The sequence below is a fragment of the Cellulomonas uda genome (assembly GCF_006538705.1).
GTDB classification, from domain to species: domain Bacteria; phylum Actinomycetota; class Actinomycetes; order Actinomycetales; family Cellulomonadaceae; genus Cellulomonas; species Cellulomonas uda.
This window is the reverse complement of the sequence record NZ_BJLP01000040.1, coordinates 1-22,091: the sequence shown is the minus strand read 5'-3', so window position 1 is coordinate 22,091 and position 22,091 is coordinate 1. Positions and strand designations below refer to the sequence as shown.

General features: G+C 74.1%; 24 protein-coding genes and 1 riboswitch. Of the genes, 10 read left to right on the top strand and 14 right to left on the bottom strand.

What is annotated here, in order from left to right:
* Positions 1-3 precede the first annotated feature (3 nt).
* Positions 4-933, bottom strand: a complete 930-nt coding sequence (locus tag CUD01_RS11765; protein ID WP_141321266.1) for a VOC family protein — start codon at positions 931-933, stop codon at positions 4-6.
* Positions 934-1,106: 173 nt separating this feature from the next.
* Here CUD01_RS11765 and CUD01_RS11760 point away from each other — a divergent pair, with 173 nt between their 5' ends.
* Positions 1,107-3,374 carry an aryl-beta-d-glycosidase gene (locus tag CUD01_RS11760; RefSeq protein WP_141321264.1) on the top strand — a complete coding sequence of 756 codons (2,268 nt, stop codon included), beginning with the start codon at positions 1,107-1,109 and terminating at the stop codon, positions 3,372-3,374.
* Here CUD01_RS11760 and CUD01_RS11755 read toward each other — a convergent pair.
* Positions 3,371-3,991 carry a TetR/AcrR family transcriptional regulator gene (locus CUD01_RS11755; protein WP_244937764.1) on the bottom strand — a complete coding sequence of 207 codons (621 nt, stop codon included), beginning with the start codon at positions 3,989-3,991 and terminating at the stop codon, positions 3,371-3,373. The genes CUD01_RS11760 and CUD01_RS11755 overlap by 4 nt on opposite strands.
* Positions 3,992-4,094: 103 nt before the next feature.
* Between CUD01_RS11755 and CUD01_RS11750 the strand changes: the two genes are divergently transcribed.
* Positions 4,095-4,439: a hypothetical protein gene (locus tag CUD01_RS11750; RefSeq protein ID WP_232514660.1), complete on the top strand. Its 345-nt coding sequence runs from the start codon at positions 4,095-4,097 to the stop codon at positions 4,437-4,439.
* Between the two features lie 30 nt (positions 4,440-4,469).
* On the opposite strand, the gene CUD01_RS11745 is transcribed toward CUD01_RS11750, so the two are convergent.
* The 4 genes from CUD01_RS11745 to CUD01_RS11730 form a co-directional block, all read right to left on the bottom strand.
* Complete coding sequence (locus CUD01_RS11745) at positions 4,470-4,784, bottom strand: DMT family transporter (protein ID WP_141321260.1); 315 nt, start codon at positions 4,782-4,784, stop codon at positions 4,470-4,472.
* A 10-nt stretch (positions 4,785-4,794) separates the two neighbouring features.
* Positions 4,795-4,859: riboswitch (guanidine-III (ykkC-III) riboswitch) on the bottom strand.
* Between the two features lie 54 nt (positions 4,860-4,913).
* Positions 4,914-6,500 carry an esterase/lipase family protein gene (locus CUD01_RS11740; protein WP_141321258.1) on the bottom strand — a complete coding sequence of 529 codons (1,587 nt, stop codon included), beginning with the start codon at positions 6,498-6,500 and terminating at the stop codon, positions 4,914-4,916.
* 79 nt (positions 6,501-6,579) lie between these two features.
* A complete protein-coding gene (locus CUD01_RS11735; protein WP_166772005.1) occupies positions 6,580-7,374 on the bottom strand; it encodes a universal stress protein in 795 nt (264 codons plus the stop codon).
* Between the two features lie 104 nt (positions 7,375-7,478).
* Positions 7,479-7,964, bottom strand: coding sequence for a YbaK/EbsC family protein (locus CUD01_RS11730; protein ID WP_174773875.1), 486 nt, complete (start codon positions 7,962-7,964; stop codon positions 7,479-7,481).
* A 126-nt stretch (positions 7,965-8,090) separates the two neighbouring features.
* Here CUD01_RS11730 and CUD01_RS11725 point away from each other — a divergent pair, with 126 nt between their 5' ends.
* The 3 genes from CUD01_RS11725 to CUD01_RS11715 are packed head-to-tail and all read left to right on the top strand — an operon-like array spanning position 8,091 to position 9,618.
* A complete protein-coding gene (locus CUD01_RS11725) occupies positions 8,091-8,609 on the top strand; it encodes an RNA polymerase sigma factor (RefSeq protein WP_094182161.1) in 519 nt (172 codons plus the stop codon).
* Positions 8,606-9,235: a methylated-DNA--[protein]-cysteine S-methyltransferase gene (locus tag CUD01_RS11720; RefSeq protein ID WP_141321254.1), complete on the top strand. Its 630-nt coding sequence runs from the start codon at positions 8,606-8,608 to the stop codon at positions 9,233-9,235. The genes CUD01_RS11725 and CUD01_RS11720 overlap by 4 nt, the downstream gene beginning before the upstream one ends.
* 32 nt (positions 9,236-9,267) lie before the next feature.
* Positions 9,268-9,618, top strand: coding sequence for a DUF2277 domain-containing protein (locus tag CUD01_RS11715; RefSeq protein WP_094180041.1), 351 nt, complete (start codon positions 9,268-9,270; stop codon positions 9,616-9,618).
* A 31-nt stretch (positions 9,619-9,649) separates the two neighbouring features.
* Here the strand turns inward: CUD01_RS11715 and CUD01_RS11710 are convergent, their stop codons facing one another.
* On the bottom strand, positions 9,650-9,946 hold the full coding sequence (locus CUD01_RS11710) for a hypothetical protein (protein ID WP_369826296.1): 297 nt from the start codon (positions 9,944-9,946) through the stop codon (positions 9,650-9,652).
* Complete coding sequence (mqo, locus tag CUD01_RS11705) at positions 9,943-11,457, bottom strand: malate dehydrogenase (quinone) (protein WP_141321252.1); 1,515 nt, start codon at positions 11,455-11,457, stop codon at positions 9,943-9,945. The genes CUD01_RS11710 and mqo overlap by 4 nt, the downstream gene beginning before the upstream one ends.
* A 171-nt stretch (positions 11,458-11,628) precedes the next feature.
* Here mqo and CUD01_RS11700 point away from each other — a divergent pair, with 171 nt between their 5' ends.
* Complete coding sequence (locus CUD01_RS11700; protein WP_094180038.1) at positions 11,629-11,835, top strand: hypothetical protein; 207 nt, start codon at positions 11,629-11,631, stop codon at positions 11,833-11,835.
* Positions 11,836-11,908: 73 nt separating this feature from the next.
* Here CUD01_RS11700 and CUD01_RS11695 read toward each other — a convergent pair whose 3' ends face one another.
* From CUD01_RS11695 to ligD (CUD01_RS11680), 4 genes are all read right to left on the bottom strand, one after another.
* Entirely contained in the window at positions 11,909-13,090 is a 1,182-nt protein-coding gene (locus CUD01_RS11695; protein ID WP_141321250.1) for an App1 family protein phosphatidate phosphatase, read from the bottom strand.
* Entirely contained in the window at positions 13,087-13,671 is a 585-nt protein-coding gene (locus CUD01_RS11690) for a Dps family protein (protein WP_094180036.1), read from the bottom strand. Before CUD01_RS11690 ends, CUD01_RS11695 begins: the two co-directional genes overlap by 4 nt.
* Before the next feature lie 180 nt (positions 13,672-13,851).
* Positions 13,852-14,757, bottom strand: a complete 906-nt coding sequence (gene ligD, locus CUD01_RS11685; RefSeq protein WP_141321248.1) for a non-homologous end-joining DNA ligase — start codon at positions 14,755-14,757, stop codon at positions 13,852-13,854.
* Complete coding sequence (ligD, locus tag CUD01_RS11680; RefSeq protein WP_141321289.1) at positions 14,754-15,677, bottom strand: non-homologous end-joining DNA ligase; 924 nt, start codon at positions 15,675-15,677, stop codon at positions 14,754-14,756. Before ligD (CUD01_RS11680) ends, ligD (CUD01_RS11685) begins: the two co-directional genes overlap by 4 nt.
* Before the next feature lie 207 nt (positions 15,678-15,884).
* Between ligD (CUD01_RS11680) and ku the strand changes: the two genes are divergently transcribed.
* From ku to CUD01_RS11665, 3 genes are all read left to right on the top strand, one after another.
* Positions 15,885-16,808, top strand: a complete 924-nt coding sequence (ku, locus tag CUD01_RS11675) for a non-homologous end joining protein Ku (protein WP_094180034.1) — start codon at positions 15,885-15,887, stop codon at positions 16,806-16,808.
* A gap of 14 nt (positions 16,809-16,822) precedes the next feature.
* Positions 16,823-17,893, top strand: coding sequence for a PHP domain-containing protein (locus tag CUD01_RS11670; protein WP_141321246.1), 1,071 nt, complete (start codon positions 16,823-16,825; stop codon positions 17,891-17,893).
* Positions 17,894-18,007: 114 nt separating this feature from the next.
* Entirely contained in the window at positions 18,008-18,289 is a 282-nt protein-coding gene (locus tag CUD01_RS11665) for an HU family DNA-binding protein (RefSeq protein ID WP_094180033.1), read from the top strand.
* Between the two features lie 67 nt (positions 18,290-18,356).
* On the opposite strand, the gene CUD01_RS11660 is transcribed toward CUD01_RS11665, so the two are convergent.
* Positions 18,357-18,827 carry a DUF6328 family protein gene (locus CUD01_RS11660; RefSeq protein WP_094182158.1) on the bottom strand — a complete coding sequence of 157 codons (471 nt, stop codon included), beginning with the start codon at positions 18,825-18,827 and terminating at the stop codon, positions 18,357-18,359.
* 141 nt (positions 18,828-18,968) lie between these two features.
* Here CUD01_RS11660 and CUD01_RS11655 point away from each other — a divergent pair, with 141 nt between their 5' ends.
* A complete protein-coding gene (locus tag CUD01_RS11655; RefSeq protein ID WP_141321244.1) occupies positions 18,969-20,057 on the top strand; it encodes a threonine aldolase family protein in 1,089 nt (362 codons plus the stop codon).
* Between the two features lie 154 nt (positions 20,058-20,211).
* Here CUD01_RS11655 and CUD01_RS11650 read toward each other — a convergent pair whose 3' ends face one another.
* The gene (locus CUD01_RS11650; protein WP_141321242.1) at positions 20,212-22,008 is read right to left on the bottom strand and encodes a cellulase family glycosylhydrolase; all 1,797 of its coding nucleotides are present in this window, start codon (positions 22,006-22,008) and stop codon (positions 20,212-20,214) included.
* Positions 22,009-22,091 lie beyond the last annotated feature (83 nt).

The window sequence follows — 22,091 nt, the reverse complement described above, 5'->3', positions numbered from 1 at the left end:
GCGTCAGCGCGCGAGGACGTCCTGCGTGGTCGAGCCGGGCAGCGAGACCGTGACCTGCGTGTCCCACGGGTCGCGCGTCGTGATCGCACGGCCGTCGTCGGCGAACGCGACGCCGCGCGTGCGCAGGCGGGCGGCGAGCGCGTCGAGGTCGACGCGCGTCGGGACCGTGACCGCCACGTCGCCGAGACCGAGCGTCGAGGCCCGCGGGCCGGCGCCCTGGCTGTTCCACACGTTCATCGCGATGTGGTGGTGGTAGCCGCCCGCGGACGCGAACAGCGCGCCGGGGTACTCGCGCATGGTGGCCTCGAACCCGAGGGTGCGGACGTAGAAGTCGTCGGCGCGTGCGATGTCGCCGACCTGCAGGTGCACGTGCCCGACGCGCCCGGCGAGGCGCGGGCCTGCGTCGACGGCCTCCTGCGTGAGGTGCTCGCGCAGGAAGGCGTTGGGGTCGAGGAACTCGGTGGTCATCATGATCTGGCCGCGCTGGTGCAGCCACAGGTCGCGGTCGCGGTCGGTGTAGAGCTCGATCCCGTTGCCCTCGGGGTCGGTGAAGTAGAACGCCTCGCTCACGGAGTGGTCGCTGGACCCGACGAACCGGCTGAGCGGGTCCTGCGCGGCGCGGTACACGGTCGCCGCGAGGCTCGAGCGGTCGTCGAACAGGAACGCGGTGTGGAACAGGCCCGACTGGCGGGGGTCGACCGGCGGGAGGTCGGGGGTGTGGACGAGGCGGAGCATCGGGGTGGTGCCGCGCCCGAGCACGCGGTGCACCTCGCGGCCGCGGCTGCGCTCCTCGAGGGGCTCCATCGCGAGCGCGCCGGAGTAGTAGCCGGACATGCGCTCGAGGTCGCCCACGCGCAGGGTCACCGCGTCCATCGTCGTCTCGGGGTTGATGACCTGCTCGTCGGTGACGGCGGCGAGGGGGGACGTGGTCATGGGGGGCGCTCCAGCGGGGGGTGGTCGTGGTGGCGGTCGAGCGAGATAGTTGTACGTTCAACTACCAACGTAGTCCGGGAGGGTGCGGCACGCAAGCACGCGCGACGCACGTCACCTACCACTCGGTAGGTAATCGGCTAGCCTCGGCACACGGACCCGCACGAGGAGGTGCCATGTTCGACGTCGAGGACGTCCTGCCCAGGCTCACGCTCGAGGAGAAGGCGGCACTCACGTCGGGTGCCGACTTCTGGCACCTCAAGGCCGTCGAACGCCTCGACGTGCCGTCGGTCATGGTCACCGACGGACCCCACGGCCTGCGCAAGCAGACGAGCGCCTCGGTCGGCCTCGGGCTCGGGGGCGCGGAACCCGCGACCTGCTTCCCGACCGCCGCCGCACTCGGCTCGACGTGGGACGTCGACCTCACGCGTCGCGTGGGGGAGGCTCTCGGCCGCGAGACACGGGCCGCACAGGTCGCCGTGCTGCTCGGACCGGGCGTCAACATGAAGCGCACGCCCCTGTGCGGCCGGAACTTCGAGTACCTCGCCGAGGACCCCGTGCTCTCGGGCGAGCTCGGCGCGGCGCTCGTCACGGGGGTCCAGTCGCAGGGCGTCGGCACGTCGCTGAAGCACTTCGCCGCCAACAACCAGGAGACCGACCGCATGCGCGTGTCGGTGGACGTGGACGAGCGCACCCTGCGCGAGATCTACCTGCCCGCGTTCGAGCGGGTCGTGACCCGCGCGCGGCCCTGGACGGTGATGTGCGCCTACAACAAGATCAACGGCACGTACGCGTCCGAGCACGAGTGGCTGCTCACGCAGGTGCTGCGCGACGAGTGGGGCTTCGACGGAGTCGTCGTCTCCGACTGGGGCGCCGTCCAGGACCGCGTGGTGTCGCTCGCCGCCGGGCTGGACCTGCAGATGCCGTCGGCCGGTCCGCGCTCCGACGAGGCGGTCGTCGCGGCCGTGCGCGAGGGGCGGCTCGACGAGGCGGTGCTCGACCGCGCCGTGCGCCGCGTCCTCGAGGTCGTCGCCCGCGCCCAGCCCGCGCTCGACGCACCCGGGGCCTACGACGCCGACGCCCACCATGCCCTCGCCCGCGAGGCCGCCGCCGCCGGCACGGTCCTGCTGAAGAACGAGCCCGTCGACGGCGCCCCGCTCCTCCCGCTGGCCGGCGGGCGCATCCTCGTCGTCGGCGAGCTCGCCCGCACGCCGCGCTACCAGGGCGCGGGCTCCTCGCAGGTCAACCCGACGCGTCTCGACGACGCGCTGAGCGCGCTGCGCGCCCAGCGCGACGACGTCGCGTTCGAGCCGGGCTACACCCTGCCGGAGGGACGCCCGGGAGACGACGCGTCGCTGCTCGAGTCGGCCGTCAACGCGGCGCGCGGCGCGGACACGGTCGTCGTGCACCTCGGCCTGCCGGCGCCGGACGAGTCCGAGGGCTACGACCGGCCGCGCCTCGGCCTGCCCGAGAACCAGGTCGCGTTGCTGCACGCACTCGCCGAGGTCACCCGCCGGGTCGTCGTCGTCCTCGCGGGCGGTTCGGTGGTCGAGATGCCGTGGCGCGACGACGCGGCCGCGGTCCTCGTCACGTGGCTCGGCGGGCAGGCGGGCGGGTCCGCCGTCGCGGACGTGCTCACGGGCGCGGTGCCGCCGTCCGGCCGGCTCGCGGAGACCGTCCCGCTGCGGCTCGAGGACACCCCGGCGTTCGGGAGCTTCCCCGGGGAGCACGGGCACGTGCGGTACGGCGAGGGGGTGCTCGTCGGGTACCGGTGGTACGACACGCGCCGGCTCGACGTCGCGTTCCCGTTCGGGCACGGCCTGACGTACACGACCTTCGGGTACGACGACGTGCGCGTGCAGGTCCACGGCTCGGGTGCCGACGTCACGCTCGACGTCGACGTGCGGGTCACGAACCTCGGAGCGCGCGCCGGTGCGGAGGTCGTGCAGGTGTACGTGCGGGATCCGCAGGCCGGCGTGGTGCGTCCCGCGCGTGAGCTCAAGGCGTTCACCAAGCTCACGCTGGGGCCGGGGGAGTCGGCCACGGCGTCGTTCACGCTCACGGCCCGGGACCTGTCGTACTGGCACCCCGGCCTGCGGCGGTGGGTCGTGGAGGGCGGCGCGTTCGTCGTCGAGGTCGGGGCGTCGTCGCGCGACGTGCGCGGCGCGCTCGAGGTGGACGTCGAGGGCGAGCCCCTGTGGGGCGAGCTCAGCGCGATGTCGACGATCGGCGAGTGGCTCGAGCACCCGCGCGGCGCGCAGGTCCTGGCGCCGCTGCTCGCACCACGCGAGGGCGAGCAGGGCCTCGCGGACCTCGACGAGACGATGCGCGCGATGATCCTGCAGATGCCCGCCCGTGCGCTCGTCGACTCGGGCTTCGCGCCCCTCGACCACGACGACCTCGCGGCGCTGGTCGCGCTCGCGAACGCCGACGAGGAGGGCTAGTCGCGCAGGTACGACACGTACTGCGCACGCACGTGCTCGACCATGTCGACGCGCGTCGCGGGACAGTCCGCGCCGAGCAGCCACTGCACCTGGAGCCCGTCCATCACGGCGATCATGCGTCGCGCCGCCGCGACCGGCTCGAGACCGTCGCGCAGCCGGCCCTCCGCGCGGTGCTGCTCGAACACGCGGACCAGGTCCGCGAGCGTGCGGGCGTACCTGCGCTCGAAGTACGCGTGCGCGGGGTGCGCCGGAGACGTCGCCTCGCTCGACAGCGTCGCGAACAGCTCGACGATCCCGGGCCGCGCCGCGTTGCGCTCGACGACGCGTACGAGCGCCTCGAGGTAGTCGAAGCCCGACGCGAGGTCCTGCGCCATGGCGGCGTCGTCGACGTCGTCGCGGCGTTGCAGCACCGCCTCCAGCAGCGCGGCCTTGCTCGCGAAGTGGTGCAGCAGGCCCGGGTGGGAGATCCCGACGCGCGCGGCGATCTCCCGCAGGGACGCCGTGTGGTACCCGACCTCGCCGAACAGCACGAGCGCGGCCTCGAGGATCTCCTCGCGCGTCGCCCGCCCCCGGGCGTACCCGCGGCGCACCTCGGGCGCGGTCTCCTGGGCTGTCACGGGGACAGGATCGCACCTGCCGCCGCCTGGACCCGCACGGCGGGCGGGTGAGAGCGGCCGACCGGCGTCGCGGTTCGAACAGGTGTGCGAGTACGATGACCGGGTGGAGCACAGCACGAACCCTCGCGCCGGGGCATGGGCGCCGCGCGGCACCCGGCGCGAGGTCGCGAACCGGGAGGCTCCCGAGCGCATCCCGGTCCGGCCGCAGGGCGACATCCCGGTCATCGTCCGCGTGGTCTGGCTCGACGGGACCGAGGAGTGGCGCCCCGCGCGGGCCGTGCGGTGGACCGCGGAGCACGTCATGGTGGCGTGGCGCGACGACCAGGACGACCCGCGCTCCGAGCGCCACGAGTGGCTGCGGGCAGGCGACGTCGCGCGCTCGGTGAGCTGGTTCGTCGGCCCGCCGCAGACGCCACGGGCGGCGGGCGCGAAGGTCATGCCCGCCTGAGGGGTGCCAGCGGGGGCGTCAGCGGGGGTGTCAGTGGACGAGCTTCAGCCCGACCACGCACGCGACGATGCCCAGCACGAGGAGCAGCCGGACGGCACTGACGGGCTCGGCGCCGCTGAGCATGGCCCAGCCCACCGTCAACGAGGCACCGATGCCGACCCACACGGCGTACGCCGTGCCGACTGGCAGCGTGCGCATCGCGTAGCCGAGCCCCAGCATGCTCGCGGTCAGCGCGACCACGAAGACGACCGTCGGGACGAGACGGTGCAGGCCCTGCGAGCGGCCGAGGGCGGTGGCCCAGACGGCTTCGAGGGCTCCGGACAGGACGAGGACGAACCATGCCATGGCGAGCTCCGACGTGCCGTCTTGTCGCTGTCCGGGTACGGCACCCTCGTCCGGGAGCCCGGCGGCGGGCTCTGCACCCAGGCTCTCACACGGCCTGCCCGCGCGACCGTCGCCCGCCGGTCAGGTCGGTCACACGCGCACCGCACGGTCGAGCGTGGCACGGCCCTGCACCTGGATCGTCACGGCCGCGCCGGCCCCGAGCAGCGGGCGGGCGGCCTCGGGCACCCCGACGCAGGCACGCCACACACCCGGCGCGTCCTCCTCGTCCGTCAGCGGGAGCGTCGTGCTCGGGTCCGGCTTCCAGTCCCGCAGCGCGCCCTCGACCCGTGACCCCCACTCGGCCCAGGCGCGCGGCTGTGCGTCCTGCGAGATCTCGATGTCGACCACGAGGACGTCGGACCAGTCCTCGGCCTGCTCGAGGTGGTCGAGGAACGACAGCAGCCCCCCGGACTTGCGCAGCGACAGCAGCCGCAGCCGCAGCACGTGTCGCATGGTCGTGGACCGCGCCCCCGTCCGGGGGTCCTGCGGGCGGCTCGCCTTCGACCACAGGTACGTGCGCACGAGCGGGACCGGTCGCGCCGCGTCGTCCGTGGTCCTCGGACGCTCGATCTGGATGGGGCACAGGTGCGCGGCGCTCTGCTCGTGCAGCACCACGGGCAGGCCGCGGATCGACATCTGGCTCTCGAGCTGCCAGACGGTGTCGTCGTCCCGCGTCCCGGGCAGCCGCAGCCCGGTGAGGTCGGCCGTGACCTCCAGGTCGCCGAACAGGAACCGGCGCAGGTTCTGGTAGCCCTCCTCGGAGTTGACGATCCCGTAGCGCCCCGAGTGGCTGCGGTGGACGAAGGCACGGGGCGCCTTGTCGATGTAGGCGTTGTCGATCTGCACCAGACCGTCGCTGCGCGGGCCCACCGCGCGCGCCGAGAGCCCGAGCGCGACGTCGTAGTCGGAGGCGTTCGTCCCAACGAGGCAGAAGAACCGCTCGCGCGGGAAGCTCCCGTCGGGCAGGACGGTCGCGTCGAACCCGCCCTCCGGTTCCGTGGCGCTCGCCGGGGTCAGGTACTCGCGCATGCGGCGCGGCCCGAAGATGTCGGCGCCCTGCACGCCGAGCGTGTCCCGCAGCTTCTCGAGAAGCCCGAAGCCGACGTCGAACTCGATCCCGCCGTGCGGCGTCGCGTACGTGAAGACCCGGTCCACCAGGTCCGACGCGACCAGCGGCCGCCCGTCCGGCCCGAGGGTGTCCGGGATCACGCGCTGCAGCATCCCGCGCACGACGAGCCCGCCCATCGAGTGTGCCACCAGGAAGACCCGTGGCGCGCCCGTCCGGCGCCGCACGAGCTGCACCATCTCGAACAGCTTCTGGGACGCGGACTCGATACTGAACGCGGGTGCGTCCGTCACGAGCTCCGTCGAGTAGTCGTCGTAGAAGCGGTGCACCCAGATCGTCGCGGCGGGCACGTCGCCGTCGCCCCTGGTCTGCAGGTAGGTCGCCTGGTTCCCCTCGACGAGCAGCTGGTACTCGTGGTCGATCATGAGCCGCAGCAGGGGGCTCTCGAACTGGTGGAACTGCGGACGCGCCGAGTCGACGACACGGACCTGCACCGATCCCTCGTTGAACCCGTAGAACGGGTCGGCGACCGCGTCGTTGATGCCGCCGCGGCCCCCCGCGAACCCTCGGACGTAGATGACGGGCAGCCGCCCGTCGCCCGTGTACGACATGGCAGGCCTCCTCGCCCTCCGCCCGCGGCGGTCGTCGGGGAGGAACCGGTGACGTGCGCTCAGATACCGCGGCGGGGCGTCACGGCGTCTCGTCGCGCACGACGAGCACGGGGCACGATGCGAGGCGGGCCACGCGCCTGCCGACGAGCCGTCGCCAGCCGCGTACCTGACGGCTGCCGACGACGAGGAGGCCGGCCGTGCGGGACGCCTCGACGAGCGCGCGGACCGGGTCACCGTCGGACAGGAACGAGCGCACCGGCAGGTCCGGGTAGGTCTCCGCGAGGTCCGCGGCGACGTCGAGCGCGGTGCGACGGCCCGCGTCGTCGTCGTGCGGGCGCCGGGCGTGCAGCACGTGCAGCGGCACCCCGCGGTGGCGCGCCTCGCGCGCCGCGAGCCCGGCCGCGAACCACGACCCCGGCGTCTCGTCGACACCTACGACCACGGGTCCGGACGTCACGAGGTCCTCGCGCACGATCGCGACGGGGCAGCGGGCGCGCCAGGACAGCGCCGTGCCGACCGTCAGCGTCGCCGGCGGTGCGCCGCGCCGTCCGGTGACGAGCAGCTGCGCGTCGCGCGCGTACTCGGTGAGCGCGGGGACGGTCGACCCGTGCAGCAGGACGGCCGTGACGTCGAGGTCGGGGTGCGCTCGCGCGACCCTGGTGCACACCTGGCGCAGCTCGCCCACGAGGGCGTCGTCGTCCGCCGGGACGGCCGGGGCGCCGGCCCACGTCCAGGGACCCACCGCGGGCGCGGCGACGTGCGCGACGACGAGCCGTGCCCGACGCTGCACCGCAGCCTCGATGCCCCAGCGCAGCGTCCGCACGCTGCGTTCCGTCCCGTCGACGGCGACGACCACCGGTCCGTCGATCCGCATCCCGATCACCTCGCTGACCCTGGGTGACGACGCTGCCAGCATCGCCCCTCGAGGGCGCCCGAAGGTGGCACGAAGGTCCCGGCGCGCCCGTGACGCGCGTCGCGTCAGCTCGTGACGGGGTGCACCGAGCCGCCCGTGAGCCGCACGAGCTCGTCGAACGTCGTCGGGAAGACCGTGTGGGGCGTGCCACCCGCGGCCCACACGCGCGCGTACTCGGCGAGCGACTCGTCGACGACCGTCTCGAGCGGCGTCGGGTGCCCGACGGGTGCGACGCCGCCGATCGCCTGGCCCGTCGCGAGCCGCACCTGCTCGGGCGTGGCGCGCTCGAGGGTCGTGCGGCCGAGCCGGCGGGCGAGCGCGGTCGTGTCGACGCGGTGCCGGCCGCTGGTCATGACGAGCAACGGCGTGGCGTCGGCCCAGAACACGAGGCTGTTGGCGATCTGCCCGACCTGGCAGCCGAGCGCGGCCGCCGCCTCCGCCGCGGTCCGCGCGGAGTCGGGCAGCTCGACCACCTCCCCCTCGACACCGGCGTCCGCGAGGGCCTGGGCGACGATCAGGGACCGGGCCGGCAACGAGTTCGTCGTGGTCACGGTCACATCCTGCCGCAGGTCAGGGGGTGCCCAGCGCACGCGTGCCCGTCTGCGTGCCGCGCTCGGCGCGCGGTCCACGCACGGACCTCACGCCGTGACGGGCTGCGACGTCTGCACACTGTGACCATGCCCGGACCGTTCGAGGAGGTCGTGCGCGCGCACGGTGCCACCGTGCTGCGCGTGTGCCGGGCGGTCGTCGGACCGCACGACGCGCAGGACGCGTGGGCCGAGACGTTCCTCGCGGCGCTGCGTGCCTGGCCCACGCTCGAGCCCGGGACGAACGTCGAGGCGTGGCTCGTGACGATCGCACGCCGCAGATCGATCGACGTGTGGCGCGCGACCCGGCGGCGTGCGGTACCCGTCGGTGACCTGCCGGACGCGCCCGCGAGCGACCGGCACCGCGACCTCGACCTGTGGGGCGCGCTCGCGACGCTCCCCGACAAGCAGCGGCACGCGGTCACGCTGCACCACCTCGCCGGTCTGCCGTACGCCGAGGTCGCCGCCGAGCTCGGCGGCAGCGTCGAGGCCGCACGGCGGGCGGCGGCCGACGGCGTCGCGGCCCTGCGTCGCACGGCGCCGCGGTGGTGGCACGACGAGCAGGACGGCGACCGCGCCGCCCTCCCGCAGACAGGAGACCGGTCATGAGCACCGTCGACGACGAGGCCGCGCGCCTGCTGGCGGCCGTGCCGGAACCGGGGGAGCGGGCGATCGCCGACCTGCACGCGCGGCTCGTCGCGCGCGCGCAGGACGCGGGCCTGCTCGACGTCGCGTACCGGACGCTCGACGCCCCGGTCGGCACCCTGCTGCTCGCGGCCACCCCGGTCGGGCTGGTCCGCGTCGCGTTCGCGGTGCAGGACCACGACGCCGTGCTGGCCGACCTCGCGGCGCGCGTCAGCCCGCGCGTGCTGGCGGCGCCCCGCAGGCTCGACGACGTCGCACGTCAGCTCGACGAGTACTTCTCGGGCGCCCGCCACCGGTTCGATCTGCCGGTCGACCTGCGCCTCGCGACCGGGTTCCGGCGTGCGGTCGTCGAGCACCTCCCGACGATCGGCTACGGGCGCACGGCCAGCTACGCCCAGGTCGCGTCCGCGGCCGGGCGCCCCCGCGCCGTGCGGGCTGTGGGGACCGCGTGCGCGCTCAACCCGGTGCCGCTCGTCGTGCCGTGCCACCGCGTGGTCCGCTCCGACGGGTCCCCGGGCCGGTACGCCGGTGGTGACGCCGCGAAGGCGGCGCTGCTCGAGCTCGAGCGCCCCGGCGGGGACGCGTCCTGACAGGCCCGCGGGCCGCGGCGTAGCGTCGGCACATGTGCCGGAACATCACGACCCTGCGCGGCCTCGAGCCGCCCGCGACCGACGATGAGATCGAGGCCGCCGCCGTGCAGTACGTGCGCAAGGTCACGGGGGTGCGCACACCGTCGGCCGCGACGCGTGAACCGTTCGAGGCGGCCGTGCGGGCGGTGGCGGCGGCGACCGCCGCGATCCTCGCGGAGCTGCCCGAGCGCCGCACCCCGCCACCGACGGTCCCGCCGCTGCGCCGGCCGCAGGTGCAGGCGCGCATCGCGGAGCGGATGGCGGCCCGGGAGGCGCACGAGCGCGCGCACGAGCTCGGGCTGCCGCACGACCACGACGACGGGCTCGTCGTCGTGCGCGACTGACCTGTCGCGCAGGGTCGTCGGGCGCGCGGGGTCAGACCTGCGCGTCGACGCCCGGGACCGGCCACGGCACGAGCCGGGGGATGCCCACGGGCGCGACGGCGGCGAGCGCGAGGAAGCGCGCCTCGGCACGGTGCAGGCGGATGTGCTCGTCGAGCGACCACGTCGGGCCGTTCGTGAGCTCCATGCCGCACGCGCACGCGATCGTCACGCGCCCGTCGGCCTCCGTGCGCACGAGTCCGACCGTCGTGTGGTCCGTGAACGCCTGCGCCTTCGCGCGGCGCATCTGGGCGCTGACGGCCTCGGGGGCTGAGGGTTCGTCCGGGGTCACGCTGAATGATCGGACGAGAACGCCTCGTCGACCAAGCGGTCCAGCTCGAACGACTCGTCCCAGGTGCCGCCGCCGAGGCTCGGCATCATCTCCCGCAGCGCCGGCTGCCACGCCTCGACCCGCTCCGGGAAGCACCGCTCGAGCAGCGTGACCATCGTCGCGACCGCGGTCGAGGCGCCCGGCGAGGCGCCCAGCAGGCCCGCGATCGAGCCGTCGGCGGACGTCACGAGCTCGGTGCCGAACTCGAGGACGCCGCCGCCCTTGCCCTTCTTGATGACCTGGACGCGCTGGCCCGCGGTGATGAGCTCCCAGTCGGACGCGCGCGCCGTCGGCACGAACCTGCGCAGCGCGGCGAAGCGTGCCTCGCGCGACGCCGTGACCTCGCTGATGAGGTACTTCAGCAGGTCGAGGTTCTGCAGCCCGACGGCGAGCATCGGGACGAGGTTCCCCGGGCGGATGGACCGCACGAGGTCGAGCCACGAGCCGTGCTTGAGGAACTTCATGCTCCAGCCCGCGTACGGGCCGAACATGACCGCGGTCTCGCCCTCGACGACGCGCGTGTCGAGGTGCGGCACGGACATTGGGGGAGCGCCGATCTCGGCCCGGCCGTACACCTTGGCGTGGTGCTGGGCGACGACCGCGGGGTTCGTCGTGCGCAGGAACTGGCCGCTGATCGGGAAGCCCGCGTAGCCCTTGATCTCGGGGATCCCCGACTTCTGCAGCAGGCCGAGCGCACCGCCGCCCGCGCCGATGAACACGAACCGCGCGGTGACGACGCGCGCACGCCGGTGGCCGTTCCAGCGACGGTCGCGCAGCGTCACGCGCCACGTCCCGTCCGCGCGGCGGCGCAGGCGCGTCACCTCGGACTCGAGGTGCAGGGACGCGCCGCGGCGGACCGTGTCGTCGATCATCGAGCGGGTCAGGGCGCCGAAGTCCACGTCCGTGCCGGCGGTGGCACGCGTCGCGGCGACCGGCTCGTCGGGGTCGCGGTCGGCCACCAGGAGGGGAGCCCACCGGCGGATCTGCTCCGGGTCCGTCGAGAACTCGAGGTCGGAGAACAGCGGGTGGCTGCTCAGCGCCGCGTGGCGGCGACGCAGGTAGTCGACGCCCTCGGCGCCGCGGACGAACGTCATGTGCGGCGTGGCGGAGACGAAGCCGGAGCCACCGGGCAGGCGATCCTTGCCGGCGAGGTAGTGCCACAGCTCGCGCGAGAGCTCGAACTGCTCGTTGATCGTCACGGCCTTCGTGATGTCGACCGAGCCGTCCGGGCGCTGCGGGGTGTAGTTGAGCTCGCACAGCGCCGCGTGGCCGGTGCCCGCGTTGTTCCACGGGTTGGAGCTCTCCTGCGCGACGGCGTCCCGTCGCTCGTGGATCTCGATCCGCCAGGACGGCTCGAGCGTGCTCAGGAGGCTCGCGAGCGTCGCGCTCATGATCCCCCCACCGACGAGCAGGACGTCCAGGTCCGTGTCGGTGCGGGGCTCGGTTCCGGGGGCGGTGTTCCGGGAAGGCACGAGCCGATCGTAAGTTGACGTCGAGATTCTTCACCGCGAGGCTCCTGTGATCTTCCCGACATGTGACCTTGGTCTCTGGCGGGGCCGTGAGCAGCGCGGATGCCAGGTGCAGGTCGTCGCTTGCGTGGCCGAACGGGTGCGCGATCGCCGCCGACCGGGTAGAACGATGGCATGCCGCGCGATCACGACCTCGTCTCGAACCCGGCCGCCGAGCGCATCGCCGAGCGGACCCCCGACGACGCGGTGCTCGCCGCCGCGGACGCGCGGTCCGGGGGAGACCCGAGCCGGGCGCCCCGGTCGCTGCGGGCCACCGAGCTGGTCCCCGACGACGAGCCCGTGTCGAGCAACGACGAGTGGGACGACCCCGACCGCCTCTGAGCCCGCCCGCGCAGCCGGTCCCAGCGGCGTCCGTCCGGCGGTCGCCGCTTGCGCTACTTCAGTGCCCGGTGCGCTACTCCAGCGTGATCCGGGCCTGCTGCACCGCGCGCAGCAGCTCGTAGCCGTCGGCACCCTGCAGCACCGGGATCCCGTCGCGCGACGCCTGGTCCTCCGCACGCACCGAGCCCGACGCGGGGACTGGCAGGCCGTGCGCGAGCACGTGCTCCGCGAACGTCAGCTGACGCAGCAGGATCGCGCGCACCCGCTCGGGACGCTCCTGCGCGGCGTGCGCGTAGATCTGCGGGTCGTGCTGGCCGTCGTCGCCGATCAGCACCCACGACACCTGCGGCAGCTCCTCCGTGAGCCGCCGCAGCTGCGACAGCTTGTGCTCGCGGCCGCTGCGGAACCAGCCTGTGTTCGTCGGACCCCAGTCGGTCAGCAGCATGGGGCCGGGCGGGAACCCGAACCGGCGCAGGAAGCGGCCGATCGCGGGCGCGGCGTTCCACGCCCCCGTGGACAGGTACACCACGGGCATGTCCCGGCCCGCGAGGAGCCGCGCGTAGAGGCCGGCCATGCCGGGGACGGGCTCGCGGGCGTTCTCGTGCCGGACGAGCGTGTTCCAGGCCGCGACGAAGATGCGGGGGAGACGAGTCACGAGGACCGTGTCGTCGATGTCGCTCACGATGCCCGACCGCACGTCCGGACCGATCACGTGCACCGGCGCGGTCGCACGCGCGCCGTCCGCCGCGCGCAGCTCCACGTCGTGCCAACCGGGCGCCAGGTCGCTCGCCAGCCGCACGTCCAGGTAGCCGCCGCGGTCGGTCTCGACCCGGTGCACGCGGTCACCGACGCGCACCTCGACCCACGCGCCGGCGACCTGCGCGGTCGCGAACGACCGCCAGCCGCGCACCGCCGCCGCGGGACGCGCACCCGCCTGGGCCGCCGCACCCGCACCCGGCAGGTCCTGCTCGTGCACGACGGGTGCGGCCAGCAGCGTGCGGGCGAACACGCGCACCCAGCCCGGCGCGCCGTACCCGGCGTACGGCTCGATCCGCAGCGTCCAGCCGCGGCGCGCCAGCACCGCCGCGACGCGGCGGTCGAACGCGTCCTCGAGCCGTGCCGCGAGGTGCAGCCGCGCGTCGGGGTGCGCCGAGCCCGGCCGCGACGTCCCGGGGCGGACCGCGCGCAGGTCGTCGCCGCGCTGGTCGTCACCCCGGGCGCCGGGCCGGGCTCCGCGGGTCGTGCGTGGGCTCACCTGGCCGCCGACGCCTTGCGTGCCGCACCCGAGGCCGCGCGCGCGGCCTCCTTCTCGGTGCTCGCGCCCGCCGTGCTCAGCGCGCCGCCCGAGGACTCCAGGTGCGCCCGGACGAACCAGTGGAACAGCTCCAGCTCGTGCAGGTGGCCGACCAGCAGGTCGTTGGTCACGGTGTCGAGCTCCTCGGTGTCGGCGGCGGCCTTGCGGTGCGCGGTGATCACCCCGACGTAGACCTCGTCGAGCGCGCCCAGGTGCTCCGTGGTCGACGCGCGGCCGATGCTGTAGTCGTCCCACGTGCGGTTCTTCACGAGCGCACCCGGGGTTCCCACCGGTGCGACGCCGAGCGTAGCGATCCTCTCGGCGACCGCGTCCACCATCGCGCGCACGGCGTCCACCTGGGGGTCGATCATCTCGTGCACCGCGATGAAGTGCGGCCCCACGACGTTCCAGTGGATGTGCTTGAGCGTGAGCGCCAGGTCGTTGAGCGCGTCCAGCCGCTCCTGGAGGATCGCCGCGACCGCCGCGCCGTCCTGCGGGGTCAGCGAGGGGACGGTGTACTTCGGCAGGTCCTTGCGCGCCATGTCAGGCTCCTCGTCTCGTGGTCGCGGGCCTGTGCGGTCAGGCCCGGGACTCCACACTGCCGCACGCCGCGACACCTCGCCATCGCAGACGGCCCCGACCGGCGCGCCGGTCCGGGACGCGCCGGGGCAGGCGCTCGCCGGGGGTGCCCCGGGCGCCTGCCCGTGCAGGTCACCCGCACGTCAGGGCGGCGACGGCCGTCCCGCACCCTCCACGAACGGGTCGCCGCGCTCCGCGAGCCGCTGCGCGACGTCGGTGGGAGCGAGCTGGGTGAGACCCGGGACCACCTCGTCCCACCAGCGGGGCGCGGCGACGCGCGGCTCGTGCCGGCCGCGCAGCGAGTACGGCGTGATGGTCGTCTTCGCGGGGTGGTTCTGGGACCAGTCGAGCAGGACCTTGCCGCCGCGCAGGTCCTTGCGCATGACGGCCACGACGAGCTGCGGGTGCTCGCGCGCGAGCTCGTGCGCCAGGTCCCGCGCGTACTGGCGCACCTGGACCGCGGGGCGGCGCCGGGGCAACGGCGCGTACAGCTGCATGCCCTTGCTGCCCGACGTGACGGGCACGGTCGTCGTCAGGCCGTCCTTGGCGAGTCGCTGCGCGACGAGGTGCGCCACCTTCGTGCACTCGTCGAGCCCCGCGCCCTCGCCCGGGTCGAGGTCGACGACGAGCCGGTCCGCACCGCGCACCTTCCCGCCGCGGGTGACCGACCACTGCGGGGTGTGCAGCTCGAGCGCGCCCGCGTTGGTCGCCCACACCAGCCCCGCGAGGTCGTCGAGGAACGGCAGGTCGAGCTCGGTGCCCTCGTCGTCGTTGCCCGGCGCGGCCGGCAGCACGCGGTGGCGCAGCCACGACGGCGCGCCGCGCGGCACGTTCTTCTCGAAGAACGGCTGCCCGTCGACCCCGTCCGGGAACCGGATGCGCGTGACGGGCCGGTCCTCGAGCTGGCGCAGCAGCGCGGGAGCGACCCGCACGACGTAGTCGATCAGCTCGGCCTTGGTCGTGCCCGTCGACGGGTACAGCACCTTGTCCAGGTGCGAGACGCGCACCTGCGTGCCGCCCACGTCGAACGTCTGGCGCTCGGGAGTCATGCCGCCTCCCAGGGGTCGGGGACCGTGTCGTCGCGCACCCCGAGCACGACCGGCTGGCGCAGCCGGCCCTGCGGGGTGCGGGTCAGGTAGCGCACCTGCACGACGAGCGTCGGGGCGCACCAGTGCGTGCCGCGTGCGTCGACCCGTGGCACCTCGTCGTCGAACGGGCTCGTGGCCGCGGCGAGCGGCACGACCTCGTCGTGCAGACGTCGCGCGAGGGTGCCCGTCAGGCCGCTGCCCGCCCGCCCGAGGTACCGCAGCGCCCCCGTCGCGTCGCGCGCGCCGAGCAGCAGCGCGCCCAGGCGACCGGACCCGCTCGTCTCGTCGCGCCAGCCGCCGACGAGCGCGGCGACGTGGTGCCGGTGGGCGGCCTTGACCCAGTCGGGCGAGCGGGCGCCCGGACGGTACGGCGACGCGCGGCGCTTGGCGACGACGCCCTCCAGACCGTGCGCGGCGGTGACCGACCAGAGCTCGTCGCCGTCGGTGTAGACGGGCGACAGCGCCACGTGCTCGGGCAGCACGAGTGCCTCGAGCGCCGCCCTCCGCTCGTCGTACGGGCGGGTCGCGAGGTCCACGCCCGCGACCCGCAGCGCGTCGAACACGAGGTACGTCACGGGCCGGACCCGGGCGAGCTCGGCCGCGCGACGCGGGTCGCGCACGTGCATCCGCTCGGCGATCGCGGGGAACGACGGGATGCCCGCGTCCATCGCGACCACCTCGCCGTCGAGCACCGTGTCCGGCAGCTCCGCGAGCCCCGCGAGCTCCGGGTACGCGGCCGTCACCTCGCGCTCCGCGCGGCTCCACAGCCGCAGCACCGGGCCCGTGGTGTCCGCGATCGCGCGCACGCCGTCCCACTTGACCTCGAACGCCCAACCGGGACCGCGCGGCAGACCGCCCGAGGTCGCGGGGGTGGCCAGCATGGGGAGCACGGGTCCATCCTGCCCAGGACGGGGTCGGCGGGCGCGGGGGAGCGCGCGGCCGCACCCCGACGGGTGCACCTCGCGCGTCGCCACGAGCGCGGACGGCACGCCCCTGGCAGGCTGGAGCCCCAGGTCGGGGCAGGCGTGGGACACGACAGGCGAGCAGCGACGAGCCCCGGCAGCGGGCACGAGTGACGGAGGCGCACGATGCGGGCGATCTGGAAGGGCGCGGTCGCGTTCGGACTCGTCAACGTCCCGGTCCGGCTGTACGCCGCGACCGGTGAGCACGAGGTCACGCTGCACCAGGTGCACGCCGCCGACGGCGGGCGCATCCGCTACCGCAAGGTGTGCAGCGTCGACGGCGAGCCGGTGACGATGGACGAGATCTCCAAGGGCTACGAGACCGCGGACGGCGAGCTGGTCGTGCTGACCGACGAGGACTTCGCGCGTCTGCCGCTCGCCACCGAGCGGGAGATCGAGGTGCTCGAGTTCGTCCCCGCCGAGCAGGTCGACCCGATCCTGCTCGGCAAGACGTACTACCTGGAGCCCGACAAGACCGCCGCGAAGCCGTACGCGCTGCTGCGCGGCGCGCTCGAGGAGGCGGACCGGATGGCCGTCGTCAAGGTCGCGCTGCGGCAGCGCGAGACCATGGCCGTGCTGCGCGTGCGCGGCAAGGTCATCTGCCTGCAGACGCTCCTGTGGCCCGACGAGGTGCGGGCCGCCGACTTCCCCGTGCTCGACGCGGACGTCACGGTCAAGCCCGCGGAGCTCGCCATGGCCCAGTCGCTCGTGGACTCCCTCGCCTCCGACTTCGACCCCTCGCAGTTCGAGGACCGGTACGAGGCGGCGCTCACCCAGCTCATCGAGGCGAAGGTCTCCTCGGGCGACACCCGGTCGCTGCCCCAGCCCGCCGCGCCCGAGGGCGGCGAGGGCGGCGAGGTCGTCGACCTGCTCGCCGCGCTGCAGCGCAGCGTCGAGAAGGCCCGCTCCGCGCGCGGCGAGACACCCACCGACGACGGCGACGACGCGGCACCCGCCAAGCGCGCCACGAAGCCGCGCACGCGCAAGAAGCCCGCCGACGACGACGCGCCGGAGCCGACGCGCAAGAAGGCCAAGGCCAAGGCCTCGTGACGCCGGCGACACCGGTGACCCCGGACGCCGACGACGCGGCGCGCCGCGACCGCGCCGTCGGCGTCCTGCGACGCGTCGCGTTCCTGCTCGAGCGCGCGCAGGCGACGTCCTACCGCAGCGAGGCGTTCCGCTCCGCCGCGAGCGTCGTCGAGCAGCAGGCGCCGGGGCGCCTCGCCACGCTCGTCGCGGCCGGGGGGCTCACCGACCTGCCGTCGGTCGGGGCCCGCACCGCGGGCGTCGTCGAGCTCGCCTGGCGCGGCAAGGAGGTCACCTACCTCACGGAGCTCGAGCGCGAGCTCACGGAGTCGGTCACCGCCGCACTCGACTCCGCAGGCGAGCACGCCGCGGCCGCCCGGACGCTGCGCGACGCGATCCGCGGCGACCTGCACGCGCACTCGGAGGCGAGCGACGGCGGCGCCTCCATCCAGGAGATGGTGCTCGCCGCCCTCGAGCTCGGCCACGAGTACCAGGCGATCACCGACCACTCGCCGCGGCTCACGGTCGCCAACGGGCTGTCCGCCGCGCGTCTGCGTGCCCAGCTCGACCAGGTCGCCGCCCTGAACCGGGCGGTGACGCCGTTCCGCGTGCTGTCCGGCATCGAGGTCGACATCCTCGACGACGGCACGCTCGACCAGGACCCCGACCTGCTCGCCGAGCTCGACGTCGTCGTCGCGTCCGTGCACTCCAAGCTGCGCATGGACCGCGCGGCCATGACGCGCCGCATGATCGCGGCGGTCCGCGACCCCGCGACCGACGTGCTCGGGCACTGCACGGGGCGCCGCCTGCTGGGCCGCGAGCGCCCCCAGAGCGAGTTCGACGCGCGTGCCGTGTTCGACGCGTGCGCCGAGCACGGCGTCGCCGTCGAGATCAACTGCCGCCCCGACCGGCTCGACCCGCCGCACGACCTGCTCGCGCTCGCGGTCGAGGCAGGCTGCGACTTCGCGATCGACACCGACGCGCACGCGCCGGGCCAGCTCGACTGGCAGCTGACCGGCTGTCTGCGTGCCGCGCAGCACGGCATCGACGCCTCCCGCGTGGTCACCACCTGGCCCGTCGAGGAGCTGCTCGCCCGCACCCACGCGTGACGAAGATCGCACGCCACGACGTCCGGCGTGCGCGAAGGGACCTGCGCGCCGGGCTAGGGTCGCCTGCGGCCGCCGAGTCCGCCGGCCGTAGGACAAGACAGGAGTCGAACTCACGTGAGCCTCAACCGCACCGAGCTCGTGCAGGCCGTCGCCGGCAAGGCGGGCCTGACCGCGACCGACACCGACAAGGTGCTGCGCGCGTTCCAGGACGTCGTCGTCGAGCAGCTCGCCGCCGGCGAGACCGTCTCGATCCCCGGCTTCCTGGCGATCGGGAGCGCCGAGCGCGCCGCGCGCACGGGCATCAACCCCCAGACCGGCGAGAAGCTCGACATCCCCGCCGGCCACCGCGTGAAGCTGACCGCGGGCAGCACGCTCAAGCGCGCCGTCCAGGGCTGACCGAGCCCCCTCGAAGGCCCGGCACCCCGAGCAGGGGGCCGGGCCTTCGTCCTGCCCGCGGCGGGCGTCAGCTGCGGTCGGGCACCGCGGCCGCGTCCGCGTCCTCCCGGGCGACGTTGCGCCGCCTGAGGACCTGCGGGAGCACCCACCAGCAGAGCGCGAGCACGACGAGCGCCACGGCACCGACGACCACGCCCGCGACGCGGTCGAGCACCACGTCGAACACGAACGACGCGCTGCCGGCGATCGCGAGCGCCAGGACCGCGAGACCGAGCCGGGCGAGCACGTTGCCCGCGTCGACGATCTCCTCCTTCATGCGTTTGCGGAACAGCACCCGGTGCAGGCTCACCGGCGCGACGATGAGCGCGGTCGCGAGGATCGCGAGCACCACGAGGACCAGGTACAGGTCCTGCTGGTAGGCGTCCAGGTCCGCGAAGCGCTGCTGGAACGGGATCGTGAGCAGGAAGCCCGTGAGGATCTGCGCGCCCGTCTGCGTGACGCGCAGCTCCTGCAGCAGCTCGTCCCAGTTGCGGTCCATGCGCTCGGTGAACGTCTCGTCGCGGTCCGTGTGGCGCACCAGCCCTCCTCGTGGTCGGGCTGGATCATCCCGCACGACGCGCCCACGCGCGCGGCGACGAGGGCCCACCGACCACGGCGCGCGGCGAGGGAGACTGGAGCCGTGACTGCGCACCCCACGACGGACCCGACCACGAGCACCGACCCCGCGCCGGCGCACGACCCTGCACGCCGCGACTTCGCGTCCGACAACTACGCGGGCGCGCACCCGGAGGTGATGGCCGCGCTCGTCGCCGCGAACGGCGGGCACGAGACCTCCTACGGCGCGGACGCGTGGACCGCGCGGCTCCAGGACGTCGTGCGGGCGCACCTCGGCCCGCAGGCCGAGACGTTCCCGGTGTTCAACGGCACGGGCGCGAACGTCCTGAGCCTGCAGGCGGTCCTGCCGCCGTGGGGCGCGGTGGTGTGCTCCGGTGACGCGCACATCCACACCGACGAGAACGGCGCGCCCGAGCGCGTCGCCGGGATCAAGCTGCTGCCGGTGCCGACACCCGACGGCAAGCTCACGCCCGAGCTCGTCGACCGCGAGGCGTGGGGGTTCGGCGACGAGCACCGCGCGCAGCCCGGCGTCGTGTCCCTGACCCAGTCGACCGAGGTCGGGACCATCTACACGCCCGACGAGATCCGCGCGGTCGCCGACCACGCGCACGCGCTCGGGCTAGCGGTGCACGTCGACGGCGCGCGCCTCGCGAACGCGGCCGCGGCGCTCGGGGTCCCGTTGCGGGCGCTCACCACCGACGCGGGCGTCGACGTCGTGTCGCTCGGTGGCACCAAGAACGGCACGCTCTTCGCGGAGGCCGTCGTGGTGCTCGACCCGGCCGTCGCGACCGGCCTGCCGTACCTGCGCAAGATGGACATGCAGCTCGCGTCGAAGATGCGCTTCCTGTCCGCCCAGCTCGTCGCGCTCTACGAGGGCGACCTGTGGCTGCGTTCCGCCGCGCACGCCAACGCGATGGCGGCCCGGCTCGCCGCCGGCCTGCAGGACGCGGGGGTGGAGCTGCTGCACCCCGCCCAGGCGAACGGCGTGTTCGCGCGGCTCACGCCGGCCGTGGCCGACGACCTGCGCCGACGCTGGCGGTTCTACGACTGGGCGCACGGCACGGTGCGCCTCATGTGCGCGTTCGACACGACCGAGCAGGACGTGGACGACCTGCTCGACGCGACGCGCGCCGCGCTCGCCGCGCACCGCTGAGTCGACCGCGGTCCGACGAACGTGCGCATGCTCGTCGGACCGCGGACGTCGGTCCCGCCCCGCGGTCGTCGGCTCCGCGGGGCGGGACGGTGGACGGCGCCGGTGGCGGGGGAGCCGTCTCCTCCCACCACCGGCGCCCGCTCGTGGCCGCCGGTCAGGCGGTCGTGCAGGCCGCGCCGTTGAGCGTGAACGCGCTCGGTGCGGTCGTCGAGCCGGTGTGGGTGCCGTTGAACCCGACCTCGACCGTCCCGCCCGCGGCGAGCGTGCCGTTCCAGGCGGCGTTCGTCACCGTCACGGTCTGGCCGGACTGCGACCAGGTCCCGCTCCAGCCCTGCTCGAGCTTCTGCCCGGCCGGGAGGGTGAACTGCAGCGACCAGCCGGACAGCGCGCTGGTCCCGGTGTTCTTGACCTTGACCCCGACCGACATCCCGGTGCTCCACGCGTTGGCCTGGTAGGTCACCGTGCACGAGCCTGTGGGCACCGTCGTCGGGTCGTCCGTCGGATCCTGCGTCGGGTCGTCCGTGGGGTCCTGAGTCGGGTCGTCCGTCGGGTCCTGCGTGGGGTCGTCCGTCGGGTCCTGAGTCGGGTCGTCGGTGGGGTCGGGCCGGTCGCCGACCTCGCTGAGCGACTTGCCGGTCGTGCTGCTCGCGCCGCCCAGCTTCACCTGGTGGTCGAGCCCGACGAACTTGCCGCCGTCCTGCCACAGGCCGGGCTTGAGGAGCTCGTACTTGGCCGAGTCCCAGGTCTTCCAGTCGTCCAGCAGCAGGCCGCCCGTGTCACCCGAGTTGGGGTTGAGCGACCAGAACGTGTGCGAGATGCGGCGCTCGATCATGAGGTCGCGCAGCGCGGTCATCCAGCGGTCCTGCCGCTCGTCCTGGCCGACCCGGCCGCCCCACTCGCCGACGAGCAGCGGCGCGATGTTCTTCTTGTGGATGAACAGCCAGTTCGGGTCCCAGACGTCCGCCTCGAGCGTCGCCTTGGTGAACGGCTTCTGGAACCAGTCCTGCTCGAAGACCAGTGGCCCGTAGTCGTGCGGGGAGTACACGAGCTGGTCCTGGTTGGCGCCCAGGTCGACCGGGTGGTCGGTGACGCCGCGCAGGTTGCCGCCCCACCACGTGCCGTAGAACTCCTTGTTGTTGGTCGACGTCCAGGACACGCCCGGCTTGGGGTACACCTCGATGCCCTCGCACAGGATGAGGACGTTCGGGTTGATCGCGAGGATCTTGCGCCCGGTCACCTGGCACAGGTTCTTGAAGTTGTCCTGGTCGGTGGAGGAGTCCCACTTGGCGCGCGGGGACGAGTTCGCGGTGCCGTGCGGCTCGTTCTTGATGTCCATCGCGACGAGCGTGTCGTTGTTCTTGTAGCGGGCGGTGACCCACTCCCACGCGGAGTAGAAGTCGTCCACGGTCACCGTGCCCTTCCACCACACCGGGTGGAAGTGGCCGGCGTTGTCCGCCTCGGCGCTGTGCACGTCGAGCATGACCTTGAGGCCGTACTTCTCCGAGAGCGCGAGGAAGCGGTCGAACACCTCGAGCGACGTCTTCCCCACGAGCTCGGGGTTCACGTAGGTGTTCACGCCCGAGGAGACCGCTGCCTTGCCAGCCTTCCACTCGAGCAGCAGCTGGGTCGAGATCGGCACACGGACGATGTTGATGCCGTGCTCCGCCATGGAGCGCGTGACGTCCTCGAGGTTGACGGCCCACAGGCCGTGGAAGACGCGCTCGGTGGCGTTGAAGCCGAACCAGTTGGCGCCGGTGAGCCAGACCTCCTTGCCGGACTCGTCGACGATCTTGTTGCCCTGCGTGTGCAGCCAGTCGCTGGTGGGAGCAGCGGCCACCGGGCTCGCGGCGGCGACCGCCAGGGGAGCGGCGAGCGCCGCGACGGCGGCGATGCCGGCGACCACGCGCGCACGCAACGTGCGGCGACGGGTCACGGAAACGGGAGCGGACACGGTTCTCCTCGTCGAGGCGTGAGGTGGGGGCGTTCGGTGGTGTCCCCGCCGTCGGCGGGCGACGGCGGGGACGAGCCGCGGGG